Below are 24,456 nucleotides of genomic sequence, written 5' to 3'. Positions count from 1 at the left end.
ATTCGTGCAACTTTTTAGCTCGGTCACAGACTAATCATCCAGCGATAAAAACAGCCCCTAAAAGATCAAAAAACGATCACAAAAGATCGATCTTAAAGGCCTTTTCTGATATAACTAAGCGCAATTGATGCTTTATTTAGGTTTAGAATATTCATGCAACCCCCTGAAAAACATAAACTATCTCGCGCTTTTCGGGCATTTTCACAGTTCCCTAAAGGCCATATGGCCGCCGCTGGGGCACTGATTTTTGCTTTGGGCGTATGGGCTGGCAGTGGTATTGACGACGCCAACAAAGCCGAGCCTGGCAACGCGTCAGTCAAATTAACGCTGCCAAACCCGGCTTTAGATCACGCCCCCGAAGAGCCACTGCAGACCAAAAATCCGGCCGCGCCCGCAGCTCAGGTAACGGCGCCAGAAGTTGCCCAGCCTGCCGTCGATGCGGCCCCAATGGTCACCGGCCCGATAGCGACGCCGGCGCCAGTCAAAAAAAGCGCCCCGACACTGGCTCAAAAATCCTTTACCGTGCGCTCGGGCGACAGCCTGTCTACTCTGTTTAAGCGCGCCGGCCTTAACGACGGCCACGTTTACGAGCTCACCAGCACCTGCAAAGAAGCCAAAGGGTTAACCCGCATTATGCCGGGCCACGAGATTGTGTTTTATCTCGACGACAACGGCCAACTGCAAAAGCTTAGCCATATTACCAACCGCCTGAGCAGCACCCATTTTGAGCGCGATGAAGAAGGCTTTGTCAGTGTAGAAGAAATTAAGCAACCCGAAATCCGCACAGCCTATAAAGAGGCGACGATCAATAGCTCGCTATTTTTAGCCGGCCAAGCGGTGGACATGCACGACGCACTGATTATGGAGCTGGCCAACATTTTCGGCTGGGATGTGGACTTTGCACTGGATATTCGCAAAGGCGACCACTTCAGCGTGCTTTACGAAGAGAAATTTCTTGAGGGCGAAAAAATCGGCACCGGCGCTATTTTAGCCGCCGAATTTACCAATCAGGGCCACAAGTTTCAGGCGGTGCGCTACACCAATGCCGCCGGCGACAGCCATTACTTTACGCCCGACGGCGAGAGTATGCGCAAAGCCTTTTTGCTGGCGCCGCTGGACTTTCGCCGTATCAGCGGCAACTTTAATCCCAAACGCCTGCACCCGATCTTTAAGACCGTGCGCCCCCACCGCGGCACCGATTACGCAGCTGACACTGGCACGCCGGTTTGGGCCTCAGGGGATGGCCGCGTAGTCGCCGCCGGTTACACCAAGCCCAACGGCAACTATGTGTTTATCCAGCACGGCAACAACATCCAAACCAAATATTTACACCTGAACAAAAAACTCGTTAAAACCGGGCAGCGCGTTAAGCAGCGTCAGGTGATCGGTACCGTTGGCTCTACCGGCTATGCCACCGGCCCCCACTTACACTACGAGTTCCTGCTTGATGGCGTACACCGCAACCCTCGTACCATCGTGCAAAAACTGCCTAAGGCGGCGTCGGTGCCCAAAGCCGAGATGGCGCAGTTTCGCGCCCAAACTGCGCCTAAAGTTGCCCAGTTGCAACAGCACTACAACGCCAACCGTTTAGCGCTGGGTCAAAGCGACAGCACGATCAACTAACACACCCGGGCGCCTTGCGCGCCCGCGCCTGACAACATGACGCAGGCCGCCCCAAGAATAACCCCCAAAATTAAACAGGCGCCCGTATGAGCACACTTGGCGACATAAGCCCCGAGACCGAGCTGTATATCGGGTTAATGTCCGGCACCAGCGCCGATGGGATAGACGCCGCACTGCTGGCCATCGACACTTCACAGTGTCGGCTGCTGGCCCATTACAGTCTGGCGTTTAACCCTCGCCTGCGACGCGATATTCACGCGCTGTGCGGCGGGTCAGGCACAGACGAGATAGAGCACGCCGGCGCCATGGACTCGCAGCTTGGTGAGCTGTTTGCCGAGGCCGCCAATACACTATTAACCCAGTGCCAACTCGCCCCACACCGTATTAGCGCCATTGGCAGCCACGGGCAGACCATTCGTCATCGCCCTCCGGGCGGCAACCCTCAGCCGTTCAGCTGGCAAATTGGCGACCCCAATATTATCGCCGCCCGTACCGGTATCACTACCGTGGCAGATTTCCGCCGGCGCGATATCGCCGAGGGCGGGCAAGGGGCGCCACTGGTTCCGGCTTTTCATACCGCCGTTTTTGCCCACCCGCAACGCAATCGGGCGATCGTCAATATTGGCGGAATAAGCAACATCAGCTGGCTCGCAGCTGGCGAGCACACCCTGGGGTTTGATACTGGTCCGGGAAACAATCTGATGGACGGCTGGATTTTACGCCACCGCGGGCTGGCTTATGATGCAAATGGCGAGTGGGCCGCCAGTGCCGCTGCCAACCCCGAGCTTCTGGCCCAGCTGCTTACCCACCCTTACTTAAAGCTTCCCATCCCTAAAAGTACCGGGCGGGAGGATTTTCATCTGAACTGGCTAGACGCCCAGCTAGAGCCGTTTAAAGCGCTGGAGCCCGCGCAGGTACAGGCAACACTCGCGCAGTTTACCGCCGAGACTATCGCGCAACATATCACTCAGTGCCCTAAGGCGGATGCGGGGGGCGAGCTGTACCTGTGCGGTGGCGGTGCACACAACACACTATTGCAACAGAGCCTTGCCAGCCGCCTGCCACAGTTTAGGGTTAACAATACCGCAGCGTTAGGAATAGACCCGGACTGGGTAGAGGCCGCAGCGTTTGCATGGCTGGCCCAACGGCGCCTTAAAGGGCTGCCCGGCAACCTACCAAGCGCTACCGGCGCACGCCGCGCTGTGCCCTTGGGTGCGGTGTACCCGGGCTAAACCGGATTAGAGTCGGGGGTTAGATCGAGAAAGAGGAGCCGCAACCGCAGGTGGTCGCCGCATTGGGGTTACTGATAACAAATTTAGCGCCCTGCAGGCCCTCGGTATAGTCAACATTAGCGCCCACCAGGTAAGGGTAACTCATAGCGTCTACGACGACCTTAACGCCGTCTTTTTCGACCACAGTGTCATCTTCGGCGGTCACATCATCAAACGTAAAGCCATACTGAAAACCCGAACAGCCACCGCCGGTCACATAAACCCGCAGCTTCAGCTCATCGTTGCCCTCTTCCTCGACCAAGCTTTTTACCTTAGCCACGGCGCCGGGGCTAACATAGAGCAAAGCGGGGGTAAAAACTTCAGGGGTCGACATGGTAAAACTCCAATAACTCGGGCAGGATGTACTAACGGGCATTATCCCAATACCAGAGTAAAACAGTCAACTATTACCGTATTAGCTTGCGGGAACTTCATCGCCTTCCAGGTCAATAGCGCCAGCGGAGCCGGTTTTGGCCGGCTCGCCATTTTGCTCGCCGTAGACTAACGCGCCATTCACCTGCGCCCCTTTAACCATCTCGATGAGCTGGTAATGGACATTACCTTCGACCACGGCCTTAGACGCCAGCTCGACATGTTTACCAGAGAACACATTGCCAACCACTTTGCCGTTGATTACAACGCGAGGCACGCGGATCTCACCTTCCACCACCCCCTTTTCTGCCACAACCAGCTTGGCATCTCCGCCACCATCCACTAATACATTGCCCTGAATAGTGCCCTCGATCTGGAGATCGCCCGCGAAGTAAATATCCCCTACGATGCGGGTACCTTTAGAAATCAGGGTGTGATTACTGTTAAATGCCATAATGTTAATTCCACCTAGTGTTATAGGTATTTGATTGTTATCCGTTGGGCTCTGGCCAATTGAACGTCTTATTCGCTTCGGCCGCGTTTTTACCCGTAGACCGGGCAACCAACTCTATTCTTTCGGGCGTAAAGCCCTCGGGCAAAATCAGCTCGCCCTCGACATTCTGAAAGTATTTAAACCGCAGTTTTATATCTTCACTGTCAACCGCATCGGACACTTGGTAAAGGCCCAGCCGCTCAAGCTCACCGCCGCGGCGCCCCACCAGAGTAATATTTAGCTCCCCCGATATCACCGAGTGCTGGGTAGCCAGCTGCTGCACCACAATTTTGTAGTTGTAGTGGCCAGGCTCTGCCCGCGCCACCAACTGCACCTCGCCTAACTTGAGGCCCTTGGCATCATCGCCCGGCGCCATTAAGCCACGATAGAACGAAATATCAGCCTCGAGGCTGGCAATTTGTTCGCGCAATTCGATCACCTCATTGCGAACGCTATTATTGGCCTGCCGATCTACCTCTGACGAGAGCGTCAAGTTGGCCACTTGCTGACGCAACTGCTCGGCCTCGGCGCGGCTATCTCGCAACTGAGCGTTTAGCGTATCGCGCTGCCCTAGGGCAAACGATTTACCGCCCATACCAACCCAGTAGCCGTACAAGTAACCACCACCGGCACCCGCCACCAACAGCGCGGTGATCAACAACATAACCAGTAGCGTGCGCCCCGGGCGACGGGGCACCACCTTCATTGAATACTGTTTACTGCCTTTTACTGCACTCAAAGGAACAATCCGTTCATAACAACACCCGGTTTACGGCAACAACGCGACAATATCCAGCCCCGCATTTTCGGCAAAGCCAAACATAATGTTCATATTTTGCACCGCCTGCCCGGAGGCGCCACGGGTGAGATTGTCGATAACCGACAAGATCACGATTGTATCGCGCTGCTGGGGCTGGAACACGGAAATGCGGCACACATTCGAGCCTTTTACCGAGCGCGTCTGAGGATGACTGCCCGCCGGCATCACATCGACAAAAGGCTCGTCAGCAAAACGCTCTTCGTACAGCGCCTGCAAATTTGGCAGGGTATCGGCGTCGAGCGCCCGGGCGTAGGTAGTCGCATGAATACCGCGAATCATGGGCAGCAAGTGCGGTACAAACGTTACTTTGGCCGGCACGCTACCGGCGGGCTGCATATCCCGCAGCGCCTGCTCGATTTCGGGCAAATGCCGATGACCGGCAGCGCCGTAAGCTTTAAAGCTTTCACTTGCCTCAGTGAGCAAAAAGTCGACTTTTGCCTGACGCCCCGCACCCGTGGCGCCGCTGGCGGCATTAATAATCAGCTGTTCGCTGTCGACTAAATTATTTTCCAGTAGCGGCAACAGGCCAAGCTGCGCCGCCGTTGGGTAACAGCCGGGGCACGCCACTAAACGCGCCTGCTTAATCGCCTCGCGCTGCACCTCTGGTATGCCGTAAACGGCCTCGCCGATAAGCTCCGGGCAACCGTGCGCCTGATTGTACCAATGGGCCCAAAGCTCGGGGTCGCGGATGCGGAAGTCGGCCGACAGGTCGATGACCCGGGTACCGGTGGCAAGCAGCGCTGGCATTAAGTTTTGCGCCACACCGTGGGGCGTGGCAAAAAAGACCACGTCACAGGCACCCAGAGTTTCAATATCAGGCTCACTAAAGCACAGGTCGACGTGACCACGCAGGTTGGCATAAAGGTCCGCCACCGGAATGCCCGCCTCGGCGCGCGAGGTAATAACACTCACCTGCGCCTCTGGGTGCTTGGACAATAACCGTAACAGCTCCACGCCGGTGTAACCCGTACCGCCGACAATTCCTACTTTAATCACACTCAGCCCTCTATATTACTCAGCCAACAGCGCTTAAGGCGCCCAAAGCTACTGCACAAAAGGCCTCTATCATAAGAGCCCGCCGGATAAATTGCCAGCCGCGCCCGCGGGCGCTGTGCAAACGCACATAGGCTGTCATAATGGCGGCTTTAGACTGCCCCGGGAACACAGATGCTCTGGATCAAAGCTTTTCATATAATCGCGGTAATCTGCTGGTTTGCCGCGCTGTTTTATCTACCGCGGTTGTTTGTCTATCACGCCATGAGTGAAGACAAGGCCAGCCAGGAGCGCTTTAAGATCATGGAGCGCAAACTGTACCGCGCCATCGCAACCCCGGCGATGCTCGCCACCCTCGTGTTGGGCGGCGCACTGGTGCATTATCAGTGGGAGCTGATCAAAGTAACCTATTGGTTTTGGTGCAAGCTAGCGCTGGTGATACTACTGGTGGGCTACCACCATGTGTGTGGCGCTCATGTAAAACGCTTTGCCCGCGGCGCCAATACCCGCAGTGACCGCTATTTTCGGGTGTTTAACGAACTGCCGGTACTGGCACTGATCGCCATTGTGATTCTGGTCGTGGTAAAGCCTTTTTAGAGCGCCGGCGCACCGTCCACCAGCGCATGCCTGTGCTAGACTCATGACACGATTTTCGCTTTGCAAAGGTGATTACCATGTCGGAGTTTAGTGATCGCACTCCGGTCGTGCTCTCGCTGTCGAGTCACGACCCAAGTGGCAGTACCGGAATCCAGGCGGATATAGAAACCGCAGTGAGCCTTGGGGCGCATTGCTGCGCGGTCGTCACCGCATTGTGCGCCCGGGACACCCGACAGATGGTCGACCTGCAACCCACCCCCGCCAATTTACTGATTGAGCAAAGCCGCGCCATCTTAGAAGACATGCCAGTGGCGGCGATAAAACTTGGGTACTTTTGCCAGGTAGAGCAAATTGAGGCTGTGCACAGTATTTTGCGCGACTACCGGGATCTTCCGGTGGTGCTCGACCCGGTTGCCTCGCTGTCGATTGCCAACGCTTCGGCCAACCAGCTTGACGGCACCGAGCAGATTATCGACGCCATGAAATCACTGCTGCTGCCACTGGCCGATGTCGTCACACCGGACATTGTCGAGGCTCACCAACTGTCCCGCCAAGCCGATACCGTAGACGCCTGCGGCCAGGAGATACTAACCCAGGGCTGCGCGGCGGTACTGATCACCGGTGCCCGACGCACAGCCAACGATTATGAAAATCGCCTGTATTTACCCCGGCGACCGGTGCGCTCTTTTTGCTGGCCGCGGCTCAGCATCTTTAGCCACGGCAGCGGCGCCACCTTGTCGGCCAGTATTTGCACCTACCTCGCCCACGGCTTGCTGCTCAGCGACGCGCTAGAGCAAGGTCAGCAATACACCTGGCAATGCCTTAAAGCGAGTCGCCGTTTAGGCATGGGCCACAGCATTCCCAACCGCCTCTACTGGGCCGATCGCAACGGTAAAATTCAGGGCCGCCTGCATTAACCGTAAGCGCGCGTCATACCGGCCGAAAAAGATTTTGCGAAGCATCAGCCGCCCCAGTAAACTGCGCCCATGACAAGCCTTAACCGCATCACTCACCCTTTGTACGCCATCACCGATAGCGCGCAATATCACGATCAAAAGCTGTACCGTATAGTGGATGCACTGCTCGATGGCGGCTGCCAATTACTGCAGTACCGCGACAAAAGCACCGACCACGCGCGCCGCCAACGCGAAGCCCGGCACCTGGCGCAGCTGTGCCAGCAATACGGCGCGGCCCTTATTATTAACGATGACGTGCAACTGGCGCGGCAGTGCGGCGCGCAGGGTGTTCACCTGGGGCAATCGGATACTCGGCTACCCGAGGCCCGGCGGCAACTGGGCAACGACGCCATTATCGGCGTTACCTGTCACGCAAGTTTAACGCTAGCCCAGAGGGCCGCTAATAACGGCGCCAGTTATTTGGCTTTTGGCCGCTTTTTTAGCTCACACACAAAGCCCGGGGCGATGCCGGCCACGCTTGATATTCTGAGTGCCGCACGCGAGCGCTGGCCAACATTACCCACGGTAGCCATTGGCGGCATTGGTTTGCACAATGCCGGGCAAATGCTACAAGCTGGCGCCGATTACACGGCCATTTGTCACGATGCATTTCACAGTGCAAACCCACGGGAGTTTGCCAGCAGCTTTCATTCACTCTTAGCGACTGTGCCCCCACGGGTTTCAGTATCCTTCACCTCGTCAGGAGCCACTGAGTCATGACTCGTTCAGAAACCCTTTTTCAACAAGCCAATCAATGGATACCCGGTGGCGTCAACTCGCCGGTACGCGCCTTTAAGGCCGTCGGCGGCACACCAATCTTTTTTAAAAGCGCCAGCGGCGCCTACATTACCGATGTCGACGACAAACGCTACATTGACTATGTGCAATCCTGGGGCCCTATGATTCTGGGGCACAACCACCCCAAGGTTATCGACGCCGTTATGACTGCCGTCCAAAGCGGGCTTACCTTCGGCGCACCAACCGAGGCCGAAACGACTCTGGCGGAGTTGGTGTGCAAACGAGTGCCCAGCATGGATCAGGTGCGCTTTGTTAACTCCGGTACCGAAGCCACCATGAGCGCTATTCGCCTCGCGCGCGCCTACACCGGGCGCGACACCATTGTTAAATTTGAGGGCTGTTATCACGGCCACAGCGACTCACTGCTCATTAAAGCAGGCTCTGGCGCACTCACGCTGGGCGTACCCAGCTCACCCGGCGTACCCAAAGTATTGGCCGCCCATACGGTAACGCTTAACTACAATGACATCGCTCAGGTGCGCGAGTTTTTTGCCGAGCAAGGCGACAAAGTTGCATGTGTGATCGTCGAGCCGGTAGCCGGCAACATGAACTGCATACCGCCCGTCGAAGGGTTTTTAGAGTGTTTACGCGAAGTATGCGATCAGCATCAAAGCCTGCTGATTTTTGATGAAGTTATGACGGGATTCCGCGTCAGCCCCAGTGGCGCGCAGGGGCGCTACAATATCACCCCCGACATAACCACGCTCGGCAAAGTCATCGGCGGCGGTATGCCCGTGGGTGCCTTTGGTGGTAAGCGCGAGATAATGGATCACATCGCCCCAAGCGGCCCGGTGTATCAGGCCGGCACACTATCGGGTAATCCGGTGGCCATGGCCGCGGGCATCGCCACCTTAACGCAGCTGGGCGACAGCGACTTTTACCCCAACTTATTCGCCAAGACAGAGCGACTGGTGAAAGGCTTAGAGCGAGCGGCCGCCGAGGCGGGCATCGCACTAACCACCAATCACGCCGGCAGCATGTTTGGTTGCTTTTTTACCGAAGAAAAAGTGGTCGAGAATTATCGCCAGGTAATGGCGTGCGACACAGCGCGGTTTAATCGCTTCTTTCACGGCATGTTAGAGCGTGGGGTGTACTTAGCGCCCGCCTCCTATGAAGCGGGTTTTGTCTCTGGCGCTCACACCGATGCCGACATTGATGCAACCATCAGCAAGGCCGCCGAAGTGTTCGCGACCTTGTAATTTCAGGCAACAGATCGCGCGGTTAGCGCTATTGTGCATCCGCGCTGGCCGTCAAAGTTTCAATGTCGGCCAGCGCCTGGGGCGAGGCATCGATAATACTAAACCCGGCCCAGTGCTTACCGTTATCTTCAGCGTTTCTCGCCCACAGGCAGTCCACACCCAACTGAATGCTGTTGCGCTCGTTTACAGGCTCAGATAAGTGTAAGTCCAGCCGATACAGGCAATCTTCCTCAAAGGGCTGATCGCCAATCACCATCAGCCCCTGGCTGTGTAAGTTAACGATACGCCCCAGGTAAGCGTCGCGAGTGTTGTCATATACATCGATACTCTGGGCAACCGAGCTACGCGCGGTTGTACGGCCATCGGCATCGGGAGAAAGTGGGTCTGCCATAAATTACTCGCCTTCCAACAACTCGCCCGACGCACGGGCATTGAGACTGTGATAAATATTTTCCAGTGCGCGCTCGAAGAACGGCTTGGCGCTGCCGGCGATCACGCGCAACTTACCCGCAATCATCTCGCGCGCCAAGTGCTTCGCCGATGTCATAGATACCTTGCGCCCCTGCTGATCAACCAACATATAATGCATTGTCTTGTGGTTGTACCAGGCCACTTTTATACGCTGGCCCTTGTCGTTCTCCAGCCAGGTACCAAACTCAATCAATTTTAACTTCTCAATCAGCTGAGCTTCTTCTTGTGTTACCGGGCGGTCATCCTGTTTCACTTGGCCGGCCTTTTCGGCCGCCATTTTCTCAAGCTTATTGCGCATGGTCTCGGGCGCCGGCTCTACTTGCCGGCTCTTAAGGGCCAAGCGCTGCAGCGAACTGACCGCATCAATCAGTTTACGCGATTTATTCTGCTCATAGCCGATCGTTTCAAAGCCAGACTGCAATGTGTGAAGTAAATCACCCTGAACCTCAATCTGCCGCACACGATCGGCTTCCAGTGATTTAGGTTCAATACTCCACAATAACTGCCCGGCAACCCCTAACGCCTGCTGATAGCTGTCCGAGTCGGCACCGTAACGCAAAATGATAAATGACAAATAATCTGACCAGGGTAACAACAACAGCAATAAGATAGGCGAAGGTAACGCTTTGCCATCGATACAGGCGGATACATCACTGTTTACACGAATTTTTGCCTCGCGTAGCTTTTCTTCACCGCGGGCTTTTTCCAGCGCGCGTTTTTCCATTAACTCCTGGCGACGCGACACATTGCGGGCATAAGAGCTAAACTCCATCAACGCTTCGGCAAAAACTTTTACATCGTTTTCAAAATATTCCAGCACATGAAAGACGGTAGTTTTTATTTTTTCAAAGATATTGTACTGACTGGTACCGTCGTTACCTATCCAGCGACTGCCCGCCTCAGCCATGTGGTTAAGCAAAAGACGTGCGGGGTGATCGACGTTATCGAAAAACTCTTTGTCGATAAATGCCAACTTCAGTACCGGGGTATGTAAATAACTCAACAAAGCCTTTACCGAATCGGGCAACTGCTCGTCATTGAGGATATAGGCAAATACCAGCCCCACAAGCTCAATGGTGTTCATATCGTCATTTAGAACATCGCCGGCGCCCTGCTTTTTAAGCTCCGCCGCCAACTGCTCGGACACAGCTGCCACCGCAAGTGGCTGTATGTCGCCCGCCTCGGCCTGCTGCAGGCTCTGAGTAGACTGCGCCATTTGTGCCTGTAACACCTGAATCGCACCGACGACGGGTGCCGATGTGCCGCCCGCCGCCGAACCGCCGCCGGTGCGATTCGTACCAAGCGCCGCCGAGCCGGCGGGAGCACCTGCAGCAACAGGTGCCGACGATACCGCGCCTCCCAAATGAGTTTGCAACAAGCGAATCGCACTGACCAACCCCTGTTGGTACTGCTGGGGGTCGCCCGCCGCGCCAGGCGCAACCAGCTGATCAGTCGCCCGGCGCCCGCGCCGCTCGGGCGAGGCTTCGGCTGAAGGTTCACTAGCCGAAGCCTCGGGTTCAGCCGCCCCAGCGGTATTGTCGGGCGCGGCTTCGGTATCAGCGCCACTCGCACTGTAGCGAAGATTTGGCAAAATCCCCTCGGCCATCAACAACTCATTAAGCGACTGATAGAGCCCACCCACGGGCTTAATAACCGCTTGCTCAAATTGCTTATAGCCAAGAACCTTGATACGCGCATCAAGGTTCAAACTCTGCAACACCCGGCGCAGGCTATCGCAAAATTGAATGGGGCTAACGGGGTTGCTCCGCTCATCGATTTTACGGCCACCATTAACCAACGCTAAGCGCTGGTTAAGCGCCCAGAGCGATTCGGCAAACTGCGCATCCGCGCGGTGCGATATTGAGGTAATAGCGATGGTTTCTTCAAGCTCAGCGTTATCAACCAGCGACAAGCCTATATTTTGACTAAATCGTTCTTGCCCACTGGCCACGTGCAGCTGCTGAGCCGCGAAGTCGGCAAAACTCTGCGTCAGGTACTTTTGATACTGGGTGATACAAGCGTTGCCCGATGCCTGTAATTGCTTGGTTATTTCCGCCAGAGCGACCTGCTCTTTATTAGAGCGTGCATGCTCTTCGCGTTTTTCGATCGAGGCAATCCACTCTCCCCAAAAAGCCGGAAAATTCTGTAATAAATAATCCTGCGCCGCATTAGTGCACAGTTTAAGACAACGCTCAACCTGCGCGGAGGACAACACTTCGTAAGAGGTGTCGGGGCTAGTCACGCTCATCCCACCACCATTTTTATCCCTTGACATAGACATAGTATCCATTAGCTCACCCGTGTTAAGGCCTGACAGCACAGGCGGGTAGAGCCGCCCAACGTTTAGGACCGCGATTCGGTGAACAGCACAATCACCGTCACTTGACATTTTTTAACATTATAAGCTAGTCGTACAATAATCGCACATTTGTGCACCACGTCACAGCAACACTTTTAACAACCTTCCTTTTGCACCAACATAAAGCAAGCGCTCTCGCCACGCACCACAAAAATGCCAAACACTACGGTTTTTGTCTTCTATTTGCCCCTCACACCCTCTCTTGCCCCCACAACAAAAGGGCTCGCGGCAAAGATCTCATAGTTGGTATCCATATTGCTCTTCACCAACCGTACAACATGTCCACACAACCACTGGTGATCAGGACATAGACAATTGGGAAAAAATAGAAAGCTAGGGTTCCGGCAGTGCCAGCATAAGCACTGCGACTGGTCCGAGAGCTTTCGACCTCCGACCAAAGTGGAGGTTACACGGCGGGACAAAAGCCCGGGAGACTTATTGGCCTGATCGCCAAGCGAGTTGTGTGTAACCAAAACAATCCCCCGGAGGTTTGTATGAAGTCCCTTTCTATTGCCGCTCTGGCATTACTGCTGTCTGCTCAAGTCCAGGCCGCCGACTCCTTTAAAGTATGCTGGTCCATTTACGTTGGCTGGATGTCCTGGGGCTACGGCGCCGAGCAAAAAATCGTCGATAAGTGGGCCGATAAATACGACATCGACATAGAAGTTGTGCAAATCAACGACTATATCGAGTCGATTAATCAATACACCGCCGGCGAGTTTGACGCCTGCACCATGACCAACATGGACGCCTTAACCATACCCGCCGCGGGCGGCATCGATAGCACGGCCTTAATTGTCGGCGACTTCTCCAACGGCAATGACGGTGTCGTACTCAAAGGCAAAGACTCGCTCAGCGATATTAAAGGCCAGCGGGTTAATCTGGTCGAACTGTCCGTATCCCACTACCTTCTGGCACGGGCATTGGATACCGTTGGCTTATCAGAAGCTGACGTACAGGTAGTCAATACCTCCGACGCCGACTTAGTCGCCCTTTACAGCTCCGGCTCTATTGATGCGGTTACTACCTGGAACCCGCTCCTCAATGAAATCCTGCAGCAACCCAACGCTAATAAGGTGTTTGACTCATCGCAAATCCCAGGCGAAATCATGGACTTGTTAGTCGTCAACACCGACACACTTGCTGCCAACCCAAAGCTGGGTAAAGCACTGGTGGGCGCCTGGTATGAAATCATGCAAACCATGAGCGCCGACAACGCTACCGGCGTCGCTGCGCGCACTGCTATGGGCAAAGCCTCTGGTACTGATCTCGCAGGATACGAGGCACAACTGGCCAGCACTAAAATGTTTTATCAGCCAAGTGATGCCTTGGCGCTGGTGAACAGCGACGAGCTGCTGAGCACCATGGCCAAAGTCGCCGAGTTCTCATTCGACCACGGTTTGCTGGGTGAAGGCGCGCCGGATGCGGGCTTTATCGGTATTGCCGGCCCTGCGGATGTGTACGGCAACTCTGGCAATATTCAGCTGCGGTTTGATACGACCTACATGCAAATGGCCGCCGACGGCAAACTTTAATAATCACCGAGACCACGGGGGCGCTTGCCCCCGAGCGGGACACCTTTATGAAACGTCTGGTAAACCTGACACCATCGCGGCCACTAAAAGTGCTGCTCGGCCTTGCACCCTTTGCCTTGATTTTATTGATCTATGTGATTGCGTCCGACGCCCGTCTTGAGGTCAACCCCAACGACAAACTGCTACCCAGTTTTGCGCAAATGGGGGATGCGATGCACCGGCTGGCCTTCGAGCCCAGCAAACGTACCGGCGAGTACCTGTTTTGGCAAGACACCGCCTCTAGCCTACAGCGCTTAGCGCTCGGCGTGGGCATCGCGGCCATTATCGGGTTTATTGTCGGCTTGCTGACAGGCGCACTACCTACCCTCAATGCGCCGTTTGCACCGCTACTAACGGTTATCTCTCTGGTGCCGCCCATGGCACTTCTACCCATACTCTTTATTGTGTTTGGCTTGGGTGAGCTGTCTAAAGTTGCCTTGATTATTTTTGGTGTTGCCCCCTTTATTGCCCGGGATATTCAGCGCTGCACCCAAGAGATCCCCAAAGAGCAATTGATTAAAGCGCAAACCCTAGGCGCCAGCACCTGGCACATTCTGGTGCGCGTTTTAATACCGCAATTATTGCCCCGGCTTATTAATGCCATCCGCTTATCGCTGGGCGCCGGCTGGTTGTTTTTAATCGCCGCCGAAGGTATTGCCTCCACCGATGGCCTGGGCTACCGCATCTTCTTAGTGCGTCGCTATTTATCGATGGACGTAATTCTGCCTTACGTCGCTTGGATAACCTTCCTGGCATTTATGGTCGACTGGCTGTTAGCCAACAGCAGCCGACTACTGTTTCGCTGGCATCACGCAGGAGGCAACTCATGAGCCCTACGCCCCCTATGCTGCAAATTAAAAACCTCTGGAAGAGTTACGGCGACAATATCGTGCTCGAGAACCTCAACAAAAATGTCGAGGCCGGAGAATTTGTCACGCTTGTTGGCACCTCTGGCTGCGGCAAAAGTACTTTTTTAAAAATGTTGCTAGGCATGGAGACACAAACCCGGGGAGACCTATTGCTGGACGATCAACCCATCGCCACCGAGCCCGATCAGGCTCGCGGCATTGTGTTTCAGCAGTACTCAGTGTTTCCGCACCTAACGGTACTGCAAAACGTAATTATCGCCCGGGAGTTTGAAAAATCCCCACTGCTCGGCAAGCTATTTGGCGGCCGTAAAAAAGCCGTGCTTGAAGAGGCCCGTCAACTGCTAGAGCGAGTGGGCCTTAGCCCTGCCGCCAATAAATATCCACACGAGCTTTCGGGCGGTATGCGCCAGCGCCTGGCCATTGCTCAGGCACTGATTCGTAAGCCGCGGATACTATTGCTGGATGAACCGTTTGGTGCCCTTGACCCCGGCATTCGCGCCGACATGCACGCGCTTATTCTGGATTTGTGGCGCGAGCATCAGCTCACCATTTTTATGGTCACTCACGACTTAACCGAAGGCTTTTATTTGGGCACGCGCCTGTGGGTGTTTGACAAAGTCCGTCACGACCCACAAGCGCCCAACGCCTATGGCGCCCGGATCACCTACGACTTGCCCGTAGGTGATATGCCCCACGACACTTTCAGCCAAATACAACAATCCCTTAACCCGGCCGATACCACCGAGGTGGCCAGCGCAAGCGGAGAAACTCAATGACCTTAAAAACTATTGACTACACCACCACATTACCGGGTGCCAGCCACTGGTCACTCGAAGTGCGTCGCGGCAGTGCGCTGCGTTTAACCGATCTCACCGGCAACGGCAATTTAGCCATGCTGTTTTACAACCCGCGCAACTTGCTCGAGCGCTACAACGCACCCGACACCCTAAAGTGCCAGCACACCTTTAAGCTAACCTCGGGCCACTGTTTGTACTCCGATATGGGGCGTATTTTTGCCTCAATTACCGAGGATACTTTTGGCTGGCACGACACCGTGTGCGGCAACAGCAACGCGCAACACATAACCCAACGCTGGGGAGCACGCGATTATCAAGCCGAGCGCAACGACTGGAACCAAAATGGTTTTGACGCTTTTTTAGTGGAGCTTGCCAAATACGGGCTGGGCCGCGCCGACATGGCCGCTAACATTAATTTTTTTAGCAAAGCTTACACCGACGATAACGGCGTGCTCTCTCTTGATCAGGGCGCAGGAAATAAAAACGCCAGCACCACGCTGCGCTTTGAGATGGACACGCTGGTATTGATGCACAGCTGCCCTCACCCATTAGACAACTCAAGCGAATACCCACGGGCGCCCATCCAAATTGAGCTGGGGGAGGCCGAGGCCGTGGGCGATGACGATTTATGCCTAAACGCCCGCCCCGAAAACGCGCGCGGCTTTGCCAACAACGCGCTCTACCACATCGGCGTCTAGCAGGAGAAACCATGACTATTGTAGCCAGTAAACTAGACGTCAGTAACGCCAGCGCTCGCCACGTGATTGGCGCCGGCGACTACTATTTAGCACCTTTAAAGCGCGGCCAGACTTTGCGCATCTTAGACATCGAAGGCAACCAAGCCGCCGACACATTGTTTTTTAACGCCGCCGATCCATCGGAGCGTTACAGCGCTATGGACACCATCCGCGAGCAAGCTCAAGTGTACCTAAGCGCGGGCAGTGTGCTGCGCTCTAATCTTGGCAACCCGATGCTTGAGATAACCGCCGACACCTGTGGCCGACACGACACACTGGGCGGCGCCTGCGCCACAGAGAGCAACACCGTACGCTATGACTTAGAAAAACGCTGCATGCACGCCTGCCGCGATAGCTGGATGCTGGCCATTGCCGAGCACCCAGAGTACGGTTTAAGCAAAAGGGATATTACCCACAACATCAATTTTTTTATGAACGTGCCCGTCACCGCCGACGGCGGCTTAACCTTTGCCGACGGCATCTCCGGTGCCGGCAAGTACGTCGAGATGCAAGCGGCAATGGATGTATTGGTACTGATGTCCAACTGCCCGCAGCTTAACAACCCGTGCAACGGCTACAACCCGACGCCGGTAGAAATGATCATCTGGGATTAAGATTGCCACACCTTAGTGTGCACACATTTTTTAATTAGACGTGCCGTAGAGGACGACCTCTACCCAACCGCACAGCCCGGGACGACCCGCGGGAGAAGCTCATGTTTAGCAAAGTACTGATTGCCAATCGCGGTGCCATTGCCGTACGTATTATCCGCACCTTAAAACAAATGAACATCCAATCGGTTGCGGTTTACTCCGAGGCCGATGCCGGCAGCTTACACGTTAGCCACGCGGACGAATCCTACAGTTTAGGTGAAGGTAGCGCGAGCCAAACCTACCTCAATCAAGAGCAGATCATTGCCATCGCCGTTAAAACCGGGGCACAAGCCATTCACCCCGGCTACGGCTTTTTAAGTGAAAATCCCGGCTTTGTCGCCAAGTGCGAAGCGGCAGGCATTGCCTTTATTGGCCCTACCCCCGAGCAGATGGAAGTGTTTGGCTTAAAGCACAGCGCCCGCGAGATTGCCGAACAAAATCAGGTGCCGCTGGTGCCGGGCACCGACTTGCTACAAAGTTTAGACGAGGCCTGCACACAGGCCGAGGCAATAGGCTACCCGGTTATGCTTAAAAGCAGCGCTGGCGGCGGCGGCATTGGCATGAAGCTGTGCAACAGTGAAACCGAGCTGCGCGAGAGCTTTGACGCGGTTCGTCAACTCGGGGCTAATAATTTCTCTGATGACCGCGTATTTCTAGAAAAATTTATCGGTCAGGCACGTCATATTGAGGTACAGGTGTTTGGCAACGGTAAAGGCCACGCCGTAGCACTGGGTGAGCGCGACTGCTCGAGCCAGCGACGCAATCAAAAAGTCATTGAAGAGTGCCCCGCCCCCAACCTGCCGCAAGTTATGCGCGAGCAAATGCACCAAACCGCTGCGCATTTATTAGCAGCCGTACAATACCGTGGGGCCGGCACAGTCGAGTATATTTACGACGCCCTCGATGAAAAGTTTTACTTTTTAGAGGTAAACACTCGCCTGCAAGTAGAGCACGGCGTAACCGAAGAGGTGTGGGGCGTTGATTTAGTCAGCTGGATGATTCGCCTCGCCGCCGGCGATTTAACCGACCTTGCTCAAGAACACAGCGCGCTTACCCCGCAGGGGCACGCCATTCAAGTACGGCTGTACGCCGAAGACCCGGTAAAAAACTTTCAGCCCTGTGCAGGACTATTAAGTGAAGTTAAATGGCCTGAGACCTTTCGCAAGGCAGGCGACGTACTGCGCATCGACCACTGGATCGAATCCGGTTTAGAAATCTCACCTTATTTTGACCCAATGCTGGCCAAGGTTATCGCTAAATCCAGCAACCGCGACCAGTCCATAGACCTGCTCGAAACCAGCTTGCTTGGCAGCTCACTGTACGGCATTCAAACTAACAAAGAATATGTCACCGAGCTATTGCGCGAGCCCATTTTTATTAAGGGTGAAATTACCACTCGCTACCTAAACGAGCGTACTTTCGCTGAGGCGCGCATTGATATTTTAAGCGGTGGTACGCAAACCACCATTCAGGACTTTCCCGGCCGCAGTGGCTACTGGGATATCGGCGTGCCGCCCTCGGGCCCCTTCGACAACTACAGTTTCAGGCTCGCCAACCGCCTACTCGATAATGCCGCCGATGCCGCCGCGCTTGAAATTACCGTACAGGGGCCAACACTGCAGTTTGGTTTTGATACCCGGTGTGTATTAACCGGCGCCGAAATCGATGCCAAGCTCGACGGCAAAGTTATACAAAACTGGCAGCCGTTTACGGTATCGGCCGGGCAAACTCTAAACCTTGGTCGGGTTAGCGAGCAAGGGGCGCGCGCCTATTTGGCGGTTGCAGGTGGCATCGATTGCCCGGATTACCTCGGCTCAAAATCCACTTTTACACTCGGCCAATTTGGCGGCCACAATGGTCGCGCACTATTAGCCGGCGATGTTTTAAAATGCCACGCTAGCGCCAACCCAACAAGCAATAGCGCAGCCAATAGTTTGCCCGATGCCCTTAAACCCAGCATCGGCAATCAGTGGGAGTTGCGCGTTATTTACGGCCCCCACGGCGCACCTGAATTTTTTACGCCAAGCGATATCGAAACATTTTTTTCCACCGACTGGGAAGTACACTACAACTCCAGCCGCACCGGCGTACGCCTTAACGGCCCCAAGCCCGAGTGGGCGCGCACCACCGGCGGCGAGGCGGGCATGCACCCATCCAACATTCACGACAACGCCTACGCTTTTGGCACCGTGGACTTTACCGGCGATATGCCTGTTATTCTCGGCCCCGACGGCCCATCTCTGGGCGGCTTCGTCTGCCCAGCCACGGTGATCACCGCCGATCACTGGAAGCTGGGGCAATTGCGCGCCGGCGACACGATTCGATTTGTACCGGTCACGGTCGCGCAGGCGGTTGATATAGAGCGCTGGCAGCAAAACACCATTAACTCGCTAGAGTCGGTGCCTTTAGCGCTTGGCGATAACGTCAGTGTCGCTGCACTGCCCTCACCCATTGTGGGCGAGCTAAGCGCCGACGAGGTGGGCGAAGATATCTGCTATCGCGCGGCGGGCGATCACTTTTTACTGGTCGAGTACGGCCCGCTGCAGCTCGACATTAAACTGCGCTTTCGTGCTCACGCCTTAATGCAGTGGCTGCAGGAAAACCCACTGCAAGGCATGCGCGAGCTCACGCCAGGCATTCGCTCGCTGCAAATTCATTACGACAGCCAAGCCTTGTCGCTGGAGTCTCTGTTGGCGCATTTGCAAAAAGGTGAGCGCTATCTGGCAACACAAATTGCCAACCTTAGTGTTCCTTCGCGCATCGTGCATATTCCGCTATCGTGGGACGACCAAGCCTGCCAACTGGCGATCGAAAAATATCAACAAAGCGTACGCCCCGGCGCCCCCTGGTGCCCATCCAACTTAGAGTTTATTCGCCGCATTAACGGGCTGGACAGCATCGACGATGTAAAGCAAATCGTATTCGACGCCTCTTACCTGGTCATGGGGTTAGGCGATGTCTACCTGGGCGCTCCGGTAGCCACCCCCATGGACCCACGCCACCGCTTGGTGACCACCAAATACAACCCCGCCCGCACCTGGACCGCCGAAAACTCGGTTGGCATCGGCGGCGCCTATATGTGCGTATACGGAATGGAAGGCCCCGGCGGCTATCAGTTTGTGGGTCGCACACTGCAAATGTGGAACCGCTACCGAACCACCAAAGAGTTTGAGCAGCCCTGGCTACTGCGCTTTTTTGATCAGGTGAAATTTTACCCGGTGAGCAGCGACGAGCTTAAACAAATTCGCCAAGATTTTCCCCGAGGGCAATACCCGCTGACCATCGAACACACAGAGTTTAGCCTGGCCGATTACGAGGCAAATATCGCCGCCGACAGTGTCGAAATCGAGCGCTTTAATGCCACCCGGCAACAGGCGTTTGATGATGAACTTGCCCGTTGGCATCGCGATGGCCAGTTTAATTTTACCCCCATCGAGCAAACCGATAGCGAAGACGAACTCGACCTTGCCGAAGGTGACACGCCGGTGGACAGCTCTGTATCCGGCAGCGTTTGGCAGCTAAAAGCAGAGGTGGGCGATACGGTAGAGGCCGGACAAACGCTACTGATACTGGAATCCATGAAAATGGAAATTAACATCACCGCCCCGGTCGCCGGTCAGGTTAAACAGCTGCTTAAAAAGCCCGGCGGCGGCGTTAAGCCTGGGCAAACCTTAGTGGTGCTAACAGAGTAAGGCCCTCGTTTTAACAACCACGGGTACCCGGGATGACGGCGATCGATCAATCGCCGTCATCCCGGGTCACGCCACGCGCCTTACCACTCAAATCTCAGCCCTAGCAGTGGCAACATCGAACCCTCTTCGGGCGTGTCCTCACCGGTGCGTTCATTAAAATCGCTGTTGTTAGGGTTCTCGGCACCGAATAAATTAATGATGTCGACAAAAGCTATCACATCCACCGGGCCCAAATCGCGGCGGTAATCCACCCGCACATTCACTGAGCTGTAACTACCGTAACGCTCGGTATTATTGCTAATGGTCTCTTTGCTGTAGCGCAGTGGTTCATCGTCGCCCAGAACATTATCGTTAATAATAAAATCACCAAACGGCCGGCCCGAGGCCCATTTAACCCGGCTAGAAACTTTCCAGCGCTGATTAACCTCCCACACGCCACCCAGACTAAACGCGTGAGGGCGATTGTAATCGGCGTCGTACTCTTCGCCTTGTGCCGAATCTTTATAGACCGCGTCGTTGTACGAGTAAGTGGCACTGGCCGACCAGCCATTAGCAAAGTAGCGGGTTATGGCCGTGTCCACCCCAAAGGAGGTGCCCTCGCCGGTATTGCCGTAAGTTTGGTTGACTCCATCGAGCTGAACGATCCGATCGCTAATAGCTTGATAATAAGGTTCGATAAAAACCTCGATGTTATCGCTGTAGCGGTAGCTAACGCCCACGGTTAACTGATCAATCTTCTCAAAATCGAGGTCGGTGTTGGCCGAGTCAATCGCCAGCTCATCGATTCGCGGTGCCTGTAAGTAACGGCCGGCGGTTGCCGTTAAGGTAAACGACTCGCCCAGTGGCCATGATGCCCCTAAACGCGGCGAGGCGGCATCGTGGCCGGTTAACTCGTCGGCGTCAAAGCGCAGCCCGGCGCGAACATCGATCGGCCCTAACGCCATGTTTTGCTCAAGATACCCCGCGTACTGCACGGATTTATCGGAATAGCTGGAGTCGAGAGACTCGGGCGTTAACACAATATACTTTTGCTCGGGCGAAGGGCGATAATCGGATTGATCGTACTCGTAGCGAATCCAGTCATCGTCCAGTGCCAACCCAAGGTCTAAATCCAACTGCAATACCCGCAGCCCGGCATTTAATCGCCCCAAGGCATTGTCATAGCCAAAGTCCAGCCGCCAACCAATTTCAGATTCATCGCGCCTTGAGGTAATAATGGGAAACCGCCTCGGCACCTCAGACGCCGACGTATCCAGCGGGACTAAATCCGGGTAGGCCTCACCGCTTTGCGAGTCCTCACCGTAATGGCGATAGTACAAGCGGTTGGTTAGCTCGGCGCTCTCACCCAATAAGTGCGTCCAGCTAAGCGACACTAAGGTATTGTCAGCCGATTGAGAAACCAGCCCCACATCTTCAAAAATACCCGGTTCGTCTTCGTCCGAGGCCAACACATGGTTGATGTCGCGGGTGTATTCTTCGGGGGCGTAAATCGCCAGAAAGTTAAACGTATCACCGCTGTCAAACGCGGTGGTGGTTTTTAAAATAATATCGGTAAGCTCGGGCTCGCCCACATCGTCCAGCCCGATCATCTCAAACAAGCGGCCAAAATTAAGCTGCCGCGCCGAGAACAGCATACTGGTGTTATCCAACACGCCGGTCGGGCCATCGTAGCCCACCTCGAGCCCGGCTACATCGATTCGGGCACTGTAGGAGGGTGTCTCCGGGTTGCCCTCGGCCACCTCTAGCTGCAACAAAGAGCCAGCTCGCCCACCGTAAGCGGCCGACCAGCCGCCAGGCTGAAAGTCCGCCTTGCCAATGGTGTTAGGCGCAAACACGCTGTAGCGGCCGCCGCCCTCTACATCCTCTAGCTCGCCAAAGTTGTCGCTAAAGTGCACCACGCTATCAAAGGGTACGCCGTCCACAAATATTTGGTTATCTCGTGGCCCGTTGCCGCGCACGGTAAAGCTTGAGAATTCACCATCGGAAAACAGCCCCGGTAAGCCATCCAGCGCCCGCAGCACATCACCGCCGCTACCGGCCGAGCTGCGCAGCGCCTCGCGGTCGAGCTCTGTGGCCCCAGCCGAGCTCAGCCATTGCCCGGTGCTACTACTGCCTAAAATCAGTACCTCTTCCACACCACTCGGGGCGGCCATCAGCGCAACGTTAATAGGCGTGGTTTTATCTTCCACCACACGCACACTCGGCAGCCGTACACTGTTGTAACGCGGCTGGGTAATCAGTACCTCGTACAAGCCCGGAGGTAAATCGCTAAAGCGGGCGCGCCCCTCAGTGCTACTTTGGGCCTCAAGCTGGCGCCCTTCCCGGTCGGTTACCACCACCCGGGCCTTAGCTAAGCTGCGCAGCGTGGTCTGGTCCTGAATCTCGACCAATAAGTCGGCCGCCACCGCGGGCACTACTGCGGTCATAAAGAGTCCTGCAGCCCACAGGGGGCGAAGCGTACCAATGTTCATAGTGAGTATTATCCTTAAACCCAGAATGGATGACTGACGAACTATACGGGAGTTGGCCTCACCCGGTTCTTGCCCGCCGCATTAATGGTGATAATTATGCAGCACTGACGCGCAACCTCTTACACACCCCCCATTAGCACAGTACGAAATTGCCCACGGTCGCGCCACCACCGATGAAATAAAACAACCGTTTATGAGATTAGCCGTACAACCCGGGGGTTATTTGCCACAATAGCCCTTCAAATCAGCCAAAAGGACTTACCCGCCGATGCATGTGATAGACCGAACGATATTAGGCGTCGCGCCCATCCGCACCAGCTTGCTTGGCGTGTGCGCGCTGCTGACCTTACTGTTTACCATCGTCGAGCCCGAGGCATCTCAAGGTCTGGGGCTGCTTGCGCGGCTGTGTTTTTGGATACTGCACATAGGTATCGCGCTGGGCGCCATACTACTGGTTAGCTTACTTATACGCCGTGCCCACTCGGCGCGCTGGCCACTGTGGTTATTGCTGCTAACCACCGGGGTATTAGGCGCCGCCATTGCCACTGCGCCGTATCTTGCCATTGAGTCGCTACTGCCTTCGCTTATACCGCCTGACCCACCCGACAGTTTCTGGGACCGGTACGCCCTGCAGGGCCCTTGGCATGCTCTTATTAGCGAATTTTTTCAGGTGCTGCCGCTGGTGCTGGCAGGTTGGGTCTTAGTCAACTTACCCCTATTGCTGAATAAACCCACTCTTACTACCCCACCGGCCCCACCCCAAGATCCAGCCAAAGATGAGACGCGACACGAAGAGCGGCAAGCGCGCCGCGATGAATTTTTTGCCGCCCTGCCAGAAATACTGGGTCGCGACCTCATTGCCATCTCATCGGATTTACACTACCTCAATGTTTACACAACGTTGGGTAAAACCATGATTCTCGGCAGCCTTAAATACTACGCCGAAGCGTTTGACGATGAGGGCCTGCAAGTACACCGCTCTCACTGGGTAGCCAAAGCACACGTCGAACGCCTGAGCTTAACCGGCAAAGACGCCTGCTGCATTATGAGCAACGGCCAGCGGATACCCGTAAGCCGCAACAACCGTAAGCTGGCCAAAGCCTGCTTCGGCACCCTGGTCACCAAACAAAAACCCAGCGACATTAAGCTGGCAAGTTAACTCAATCAAACGACGAGCGTATTAAAAACGAAGGGAATACCGGCGGGGAATACAAAAGAAGGAGAAGCGTGTGTTCTAACAAGTAGGTAGAGCAGCCTGGCCTGAGGCCCAATTCAATCGCCCCGCTAAAAAGCTGATTAGATTACACCCGCACCAAACCCGCAGATACAAAAAAGGCCCGATCCGAAGACCGAGCCTTTTAACTTGTATCGTGCCCACGACTGCAAGGAAGCAGGAGGTAGAGCAACGCAGGAGCAGTTGCCGAGAGGCGGATAACGCGGCAGAACGCCGCGTTAGACAGCTTCGCTGCCCGAAGGGCGAGAGCCAGGGACGGCTCTCGTCAATCGAACCACAATAAAGAGCTGGTTCGATTACGCCCGCACCAAACCCGCAGATACAAAAAAGGCCCGATCCGAAGACCGAGCCTTTTAACTTGTATGGTGCCCACGACGGCAGGGACGCAGGAGCAGTTGCCAAGAGGCGGATAACGCGGCAGGACGCCGCGTTAGACAGCTTCGCTGCCCGAAGGGCGAGAGCCAGGGACGGCTCTCG

General features: G+C 55.3%; 20 protein-coding genes and 1 riboswitch. Of the genes, 13 read left to right on the top strand and 7 right to left on the bottom strand.

Features of this window, described 5'->3' with window-relative positions; genetic code table 11:
• Positions 1-153: 153 nt before the first annotated feature.
• Both AAC019_RS15400 and AAC019_RS15395 read left to right on the top strand, forming a co-directional pair.
• Positions 154-1,623, top strand: a complete 1,470-nt coding sequence (locus tag AAC019_RS15400) for a peptidoglycan DD-metalloendopeptidase family protein (RefSeq protein ID WP_339900055.1) — start codon at positions 154-156, stop codon at positions 1,621-1,623.
• Between the two features lie 86 nt (positions 1,624-1,709).
• Positions 1,710-2,855 carry an anhydro-N-acetylmuramic acid kinase gene (locus AAC019_RS15395; RefSeq protein ID WP_339900054.1) on the top strand — a complete coding sequence of 382 codons (1,146 nt, stop codon included), beginning with the start codon at positions 1,710-1,712 and terminating at the stop codon, positions 2,853-2,855.
• A 19-nt stretch (positions 2,856-2,874) separates the two neighbouring features.
• On the opposite strand, the gene erpA is transcribed toward AAC019_RS15395, so the two are convergent.
• From erpA to argC, 4 genes are all read right to left on the bottom strand, one after another.
• Positions 2,875-3,228 (bottom strand): iron-sulfur cluster insertion protein ErpA, encoded by a 354-nt coding sequence (gene erpA, locus AAC019_RS15390; protein ID WP_041522326.1) that lies wholly within the window; start codon positions 3,226-3,228, stop codon positions 2,875-2,877.
• 81 nt (positions 3,229-3,309) lie between these two features.
• Positions 3,310-3,720: a polymer-forming cytoskeletal protein gene (locus AAC019_RS15385; RefSeq protein WP_339900052.1), complete on the bottom strand. Its 411-nt coding sequence runs from the start codon at positions 3,718-3,720 to the stop codon at positions 3,310-3,312.
• A gap of 37 nt (positions 3,721-3,757) precedes the next feature.
• Positions 3,758-4,498 (bottom strand): DUF6776 family protein, encoded by a 741-nt coding sequence (locus AAC019_RS15380; RefSeq protein WP_339900051.1) that lies wholly within the window; start codon positions 4,496-4,498, stop codon positions 3,758-3,760.
• A gap of 30 nt (positions 4,499-4,528) precedes the next feature.
• The gene (gene argC / locus AAC019_RS15375; RefSeq protein WP_339900050.1) at positions 4,529-5,575 is read right to left on the bottom strand and encodes an N-acetyl-gamma-glutamyl-phosphate reductase; all 1,047 of its coding nucleotides are present in this window, start codon (positions 5,573-5,575) and stop codon (positions 4,529-4,531) included.
• Positions 5,576-5,746: 171 nt separating this feature from the next.
• Here argC and hemJ point away from each other — a divergent pair, with 171 nt between their 5' ends.
• The 4 genes from hemJ to hemL all read left to right on the top strand — a co-directional run bounded on the left by hemJ (position 5,747) and on the right by hemL (position 9,122).
• The gene (gene hemJ, locus AAC019_RS15370; protein WP_339900049.1) at positions 5,747-6,169 is read left to right on the top strand and encodes a protoporphyrinogen oxidase HemJ; all 423 of its coding nucleotides are present in this window, start codon (positions 5,747-5,749) and stop codon (positions 6,167-6,169) included.
• A gap of 77 nt (positions 6,170-6,246) precedes the next feature.
• Complete coding sequence (locus AAC019_RS15365; protein ID WP_339900048.1) at positions 6,247-7,086, top strand: hydroxymethylpyrimidine/phosphomethylpyrimidine kinase; 840 nt, start codon at positions 6,247-6,249, stop codon at positions 7,084-7,086.
• A 69-nt stretch (positions 7,087-7,155) separates the two neighbouring features.
• The gene (gene thiE, locus AAC019_RS15360; protein WP_339900047.1) at positions 7,156-7,845 is read left to right on the top strand and encodes a thiamine phosphate synthase; all 690 of its coding nucleotides are present in this window, start codon (positions 7,156-7,158) and stop codon (positions 7,843-7,845) included.
• A complete protein-coding gene (gene hemL / locus AAC019_RS15355; protein ID WP_339900046.1) occupies positions 7,842-9,122 on the top strand; it encodes a glutamate-1-semialdehyde 2,1-aminomutase in 1,281 nt (426 codons plus the stop codon). Before thiE ends, hemL begins: the two co-directional genes overlap by 4 nt.
• 28 nt (positions 9,123-9,150) lie before the next feature.
• On the opposite strand, the gene AAC019_RS15350 is transcribed toward hemL, so the two are convergent.
• Together AAC019_RS15350 and AAC019_RS15345 are read right to left on the bottom strand one after the other, a co-directional pair.
• Positions 9,151-9,513, bottom strand: a complete 363-nt coding sequence (locus tag AAC019_RS15350) for a PilZ domain-containing protein (RefSeq protein ID WP_339900045.1) — start codon at positions 9,511-9,513, stop codon at positions 9,151-9,153.
• Between the two features lie 3 nt (positions 9,514-9,516).
• A complete protein-coding gene (locus AAC019_RS15345; protein ID WP_339900043.1) occupies positions 9,517-11,841 on the bottom strand; it encodes a DUF1631 family protein in 2,325 nt (774 codons plus the stop codon).
• A gap of 433 nt (positions 11,842-12,274) precedes the next feature.
• Positions 12,275-12,387: riboswitch (guanidine-I (ykkC/yxkD leader) on the top strand.
• A gap of 59 nt (positions 12,388-12,446) precedes the next feature.
• On the opposite strand from AAC019_RS15345, the gene AAC019_RS15340 reads away from it, so the two are divergent.
• The 6 genes from AAC019_RS15340 (at position 12,447) to uca (ending at position 20,274) form a co-directional block, all read left to right on the top strand.
• A complete protein-coding gene (locus AAC019_RS15340; RefSeq protein ID WP_339900042.1) occupies positions 12,447-13,487 on the top strand; it encodes a putative urea ABC transporter substrate-binding protein in 1,041 nt (346 codons plus the stop codon).
• A 47-nt stretch (positions 13,488-13,534) separates the two neighbouring features.
• Positions 13,535-14,356: an ABC transporter permease gene (locus AAC019_RS15335; RefSeq protein ID WP_339900040.1), complete on the top strand. Its 822-nt coding sequence runs from the start codon at positions 13,535-13,537 to the stop codon at positions 14,354-14,356.
• Positions 14,353-15,171 (top strand): ABC transporter ATP-binding protein, encoded by an 819-nt coding sequence (locus AAC019_RS15330; RefSeq protein WP_339900038.1) that lies wholly within the window; start codon positions 14,353-14,355, stop codon positions 15,169-15,171. The genes AAC019_RS15335 and AAC019_RS15330 overlap by 4 nt, the downstream gene beginning before the upstream one ends.
• Entirely contained in the window at positions 15,168-15,890 is a 723-nt protein-coding gene (locus AAC019_RS15325) for an urea amidolyase associated protein UAAP1 (RefSeq protein ID WP_339900037.1), read from the top strand. The genes AAC019_RS15330 and AAC019_RS15325 overlap by 4 nt, the downstream gene beginning before the upstream one ends.
• Positions 15,891-15,901: 11 nt before the next feature.
• Entirely contained in the window at positions 15,902-16,543 is a 642-nt protein-coding gene (locus AAC019_RS15320; RefSeq protein WP_339900036.1) for an urea amidolyase associated protein UAAP2, read from the top strand.
• A 101-nt stretch (positions 16,544-16,644) separates the two neighbouring features.
• Complete coding sequence (gene uca, locus AAC019_RS15315; RefSeq protein ID WP_339900034.1) at positions 16,645-20,274, top strand: urea carboxylase; 3,630 nt, start codon at positions 16,645-16,647, stop codon at positions 20,272-20,274.
• Positions 20,275-20,354: 80 nt separating this feature from the next.
• Here the strand turns inward: uca and AAC019_RS15310 are convergent, their stop codons facing one another.
• Positions 20,355-22,700, bottom strand: coding sequence for a TonB-dependent receptor (locus tag AAC019_RS15310; protein WP_339900033.1), 2,346 nt, complete (start codon positions 22,698-22,700; stop codon positions 20,355-20,357).
• Positions 22,701-23,013: 313 nt separating this feature from the next.
• Between AAC019_RS15310 and AAC019_RS15305 the strand changes: the two genes are divergently transcribed.
• Positions 23,014-23,904 (top strand): LytTR family DNA-binding domain-containing protein, encoded by an 891-nt coding sequence (locus AAC019_RS15305; RefSeq protein ID WP_339900031.1) that lies wholly within the window; start codon positions 23,014-23,016, stop codon positions 23,902-23,904.
• The last annotated feature ends 552 nt before the right edge of the window (positions 23,905-24,456 follow it).

The organism is uncultured Gilvimarinus sp., from assembly GCF_963975215.1.
In the GTDB taxonomy this organism is placed as follows: Bacteria; Pseudomonadota; Gammaproteobacteria; order Pseudomonadales; family Cellvibrionaceae; genus Gilvimarinus.
Note: the sequence above shows the minus strand (reverse complement) of the source record. Positions and strands in the feature narration are given on the sequence as shown.

Coding starts and splice junctions, on each gene's coding strand:
- AAC019_RS15400 (WP_339900055.1), top strand. CDS start 154: ATGCAACCCCCTGAAAAACATAAACTATCTCGCGCTTTTCGGGCATTT.
- AAC019_RS15395 (WP_339900054.1), top strand. CDS start 1,710: ATGAGCACACTTGGCGACATAAGCCCCGAGACCGAGCTGTATATCGGG.
- erpA (WP_041522326.1), bottom strand. CDS start 3,228: ATGTCGACCCCTGAAGTTTTTACCCCCGCTTTGCTCTATGTTAGCCCC.
- AAC019_RS15385 (WP_339900052.1), bottom strand. CDS start 3,720: ATGGCATTTAACAGTAATCACACCCTGATTTCTAAAGGTACCCGCATC.
- hemJ (WP_339900049.1), top strand. CDS start 5,747: ATGCTCTGGATCAAAGCTTTTCATATAATCGCGGTAATCTGCTGGTTT.
- AAC019_RS15365 (WP_339900048.1), top strand. CDS start 6,247: ATGTCGGAGTTTAGTGATCGCACTCCGGTCGTGCTCTCGCTGTCGAGT.
- thiE (WP_339900047.1), top strand. CDS start 7,156: ATGACAAGCCTTAACCGCATCACTCACCCTTTGTACGCCATCACCGAT.
- hemL (WP_339900046.1), top strand. CDS start 7,842: ATGACTCGTTCAGAAACCCTTTTTCAACAAGCCAATCAATGGATACCC.
- AAC019_RS15350 (WP_339900045.1), bottom strand. CDS start 9,513: ATGGCAGACCCACTTTCTCCCGATGCCGATGGCCGTACAACCGCGCGT.
- AAC019_RS15345 (WP_339900043.1), bottom strand. CDS start 11,841: ATGAGCGTGACTAGCCCCGACACCTCTTACGAAGTGTTGTCCTCCGCG.
- AAC019_RS15340 (WP_339900042.1), top strand. CDS start 12,447: ATGAAGTCCCTTTCTATTGCCGCTCTGGCATTACTGCTGTCTGCTCAA.
- AAC019_RS15335 (WP_339900040.1), top strand. CDS start 13,535: ATGAAACGTCTGGTAAACCTGACACCATCGCGGCCACTAAAAGTGCTG.
- AAC019_RS15330 (WP_339900038.1), top strand. CDS start 14,353: ATGAGCCCTACGCCCCCTATGCTGCAAATTAAAAACCTCTGGAAGAGT.
- AAC019_RS15325 (WP_339900037.1), top strand. CDS start 15,168: ATGACCTTAAAAACTATTGACTACACCACCACATTACCGGGTGCCAGC.
- AAC019_RS15320 (WP_339900036.1), top strand. CDS start 15,902: ATGACTATTGTAGCCAGTAAACTAGACGTCAGTAACGCCAGCGCTCGC.
- uca (WP_339900034.1), top strand. CDS start 16,645: ATGTTTAGCAAAGTACTGATTGCCAATCGCGGTGCCATTGCCGTACGT.
- AAC019_RS15310 (WP_339900033.1), bottom strand. CDS start 22,700: ATGACCGCAGTAGTGCCCGCGGTGGCGGCCGACTTATTGGTCGAGATT.
- AAC019_RS15305 (WP_339900031.1), top strand. CDS start 23,014: ATGCATGTGATAGACCGAACGATATTAGGCGTCGCGCCCATCCGCACC.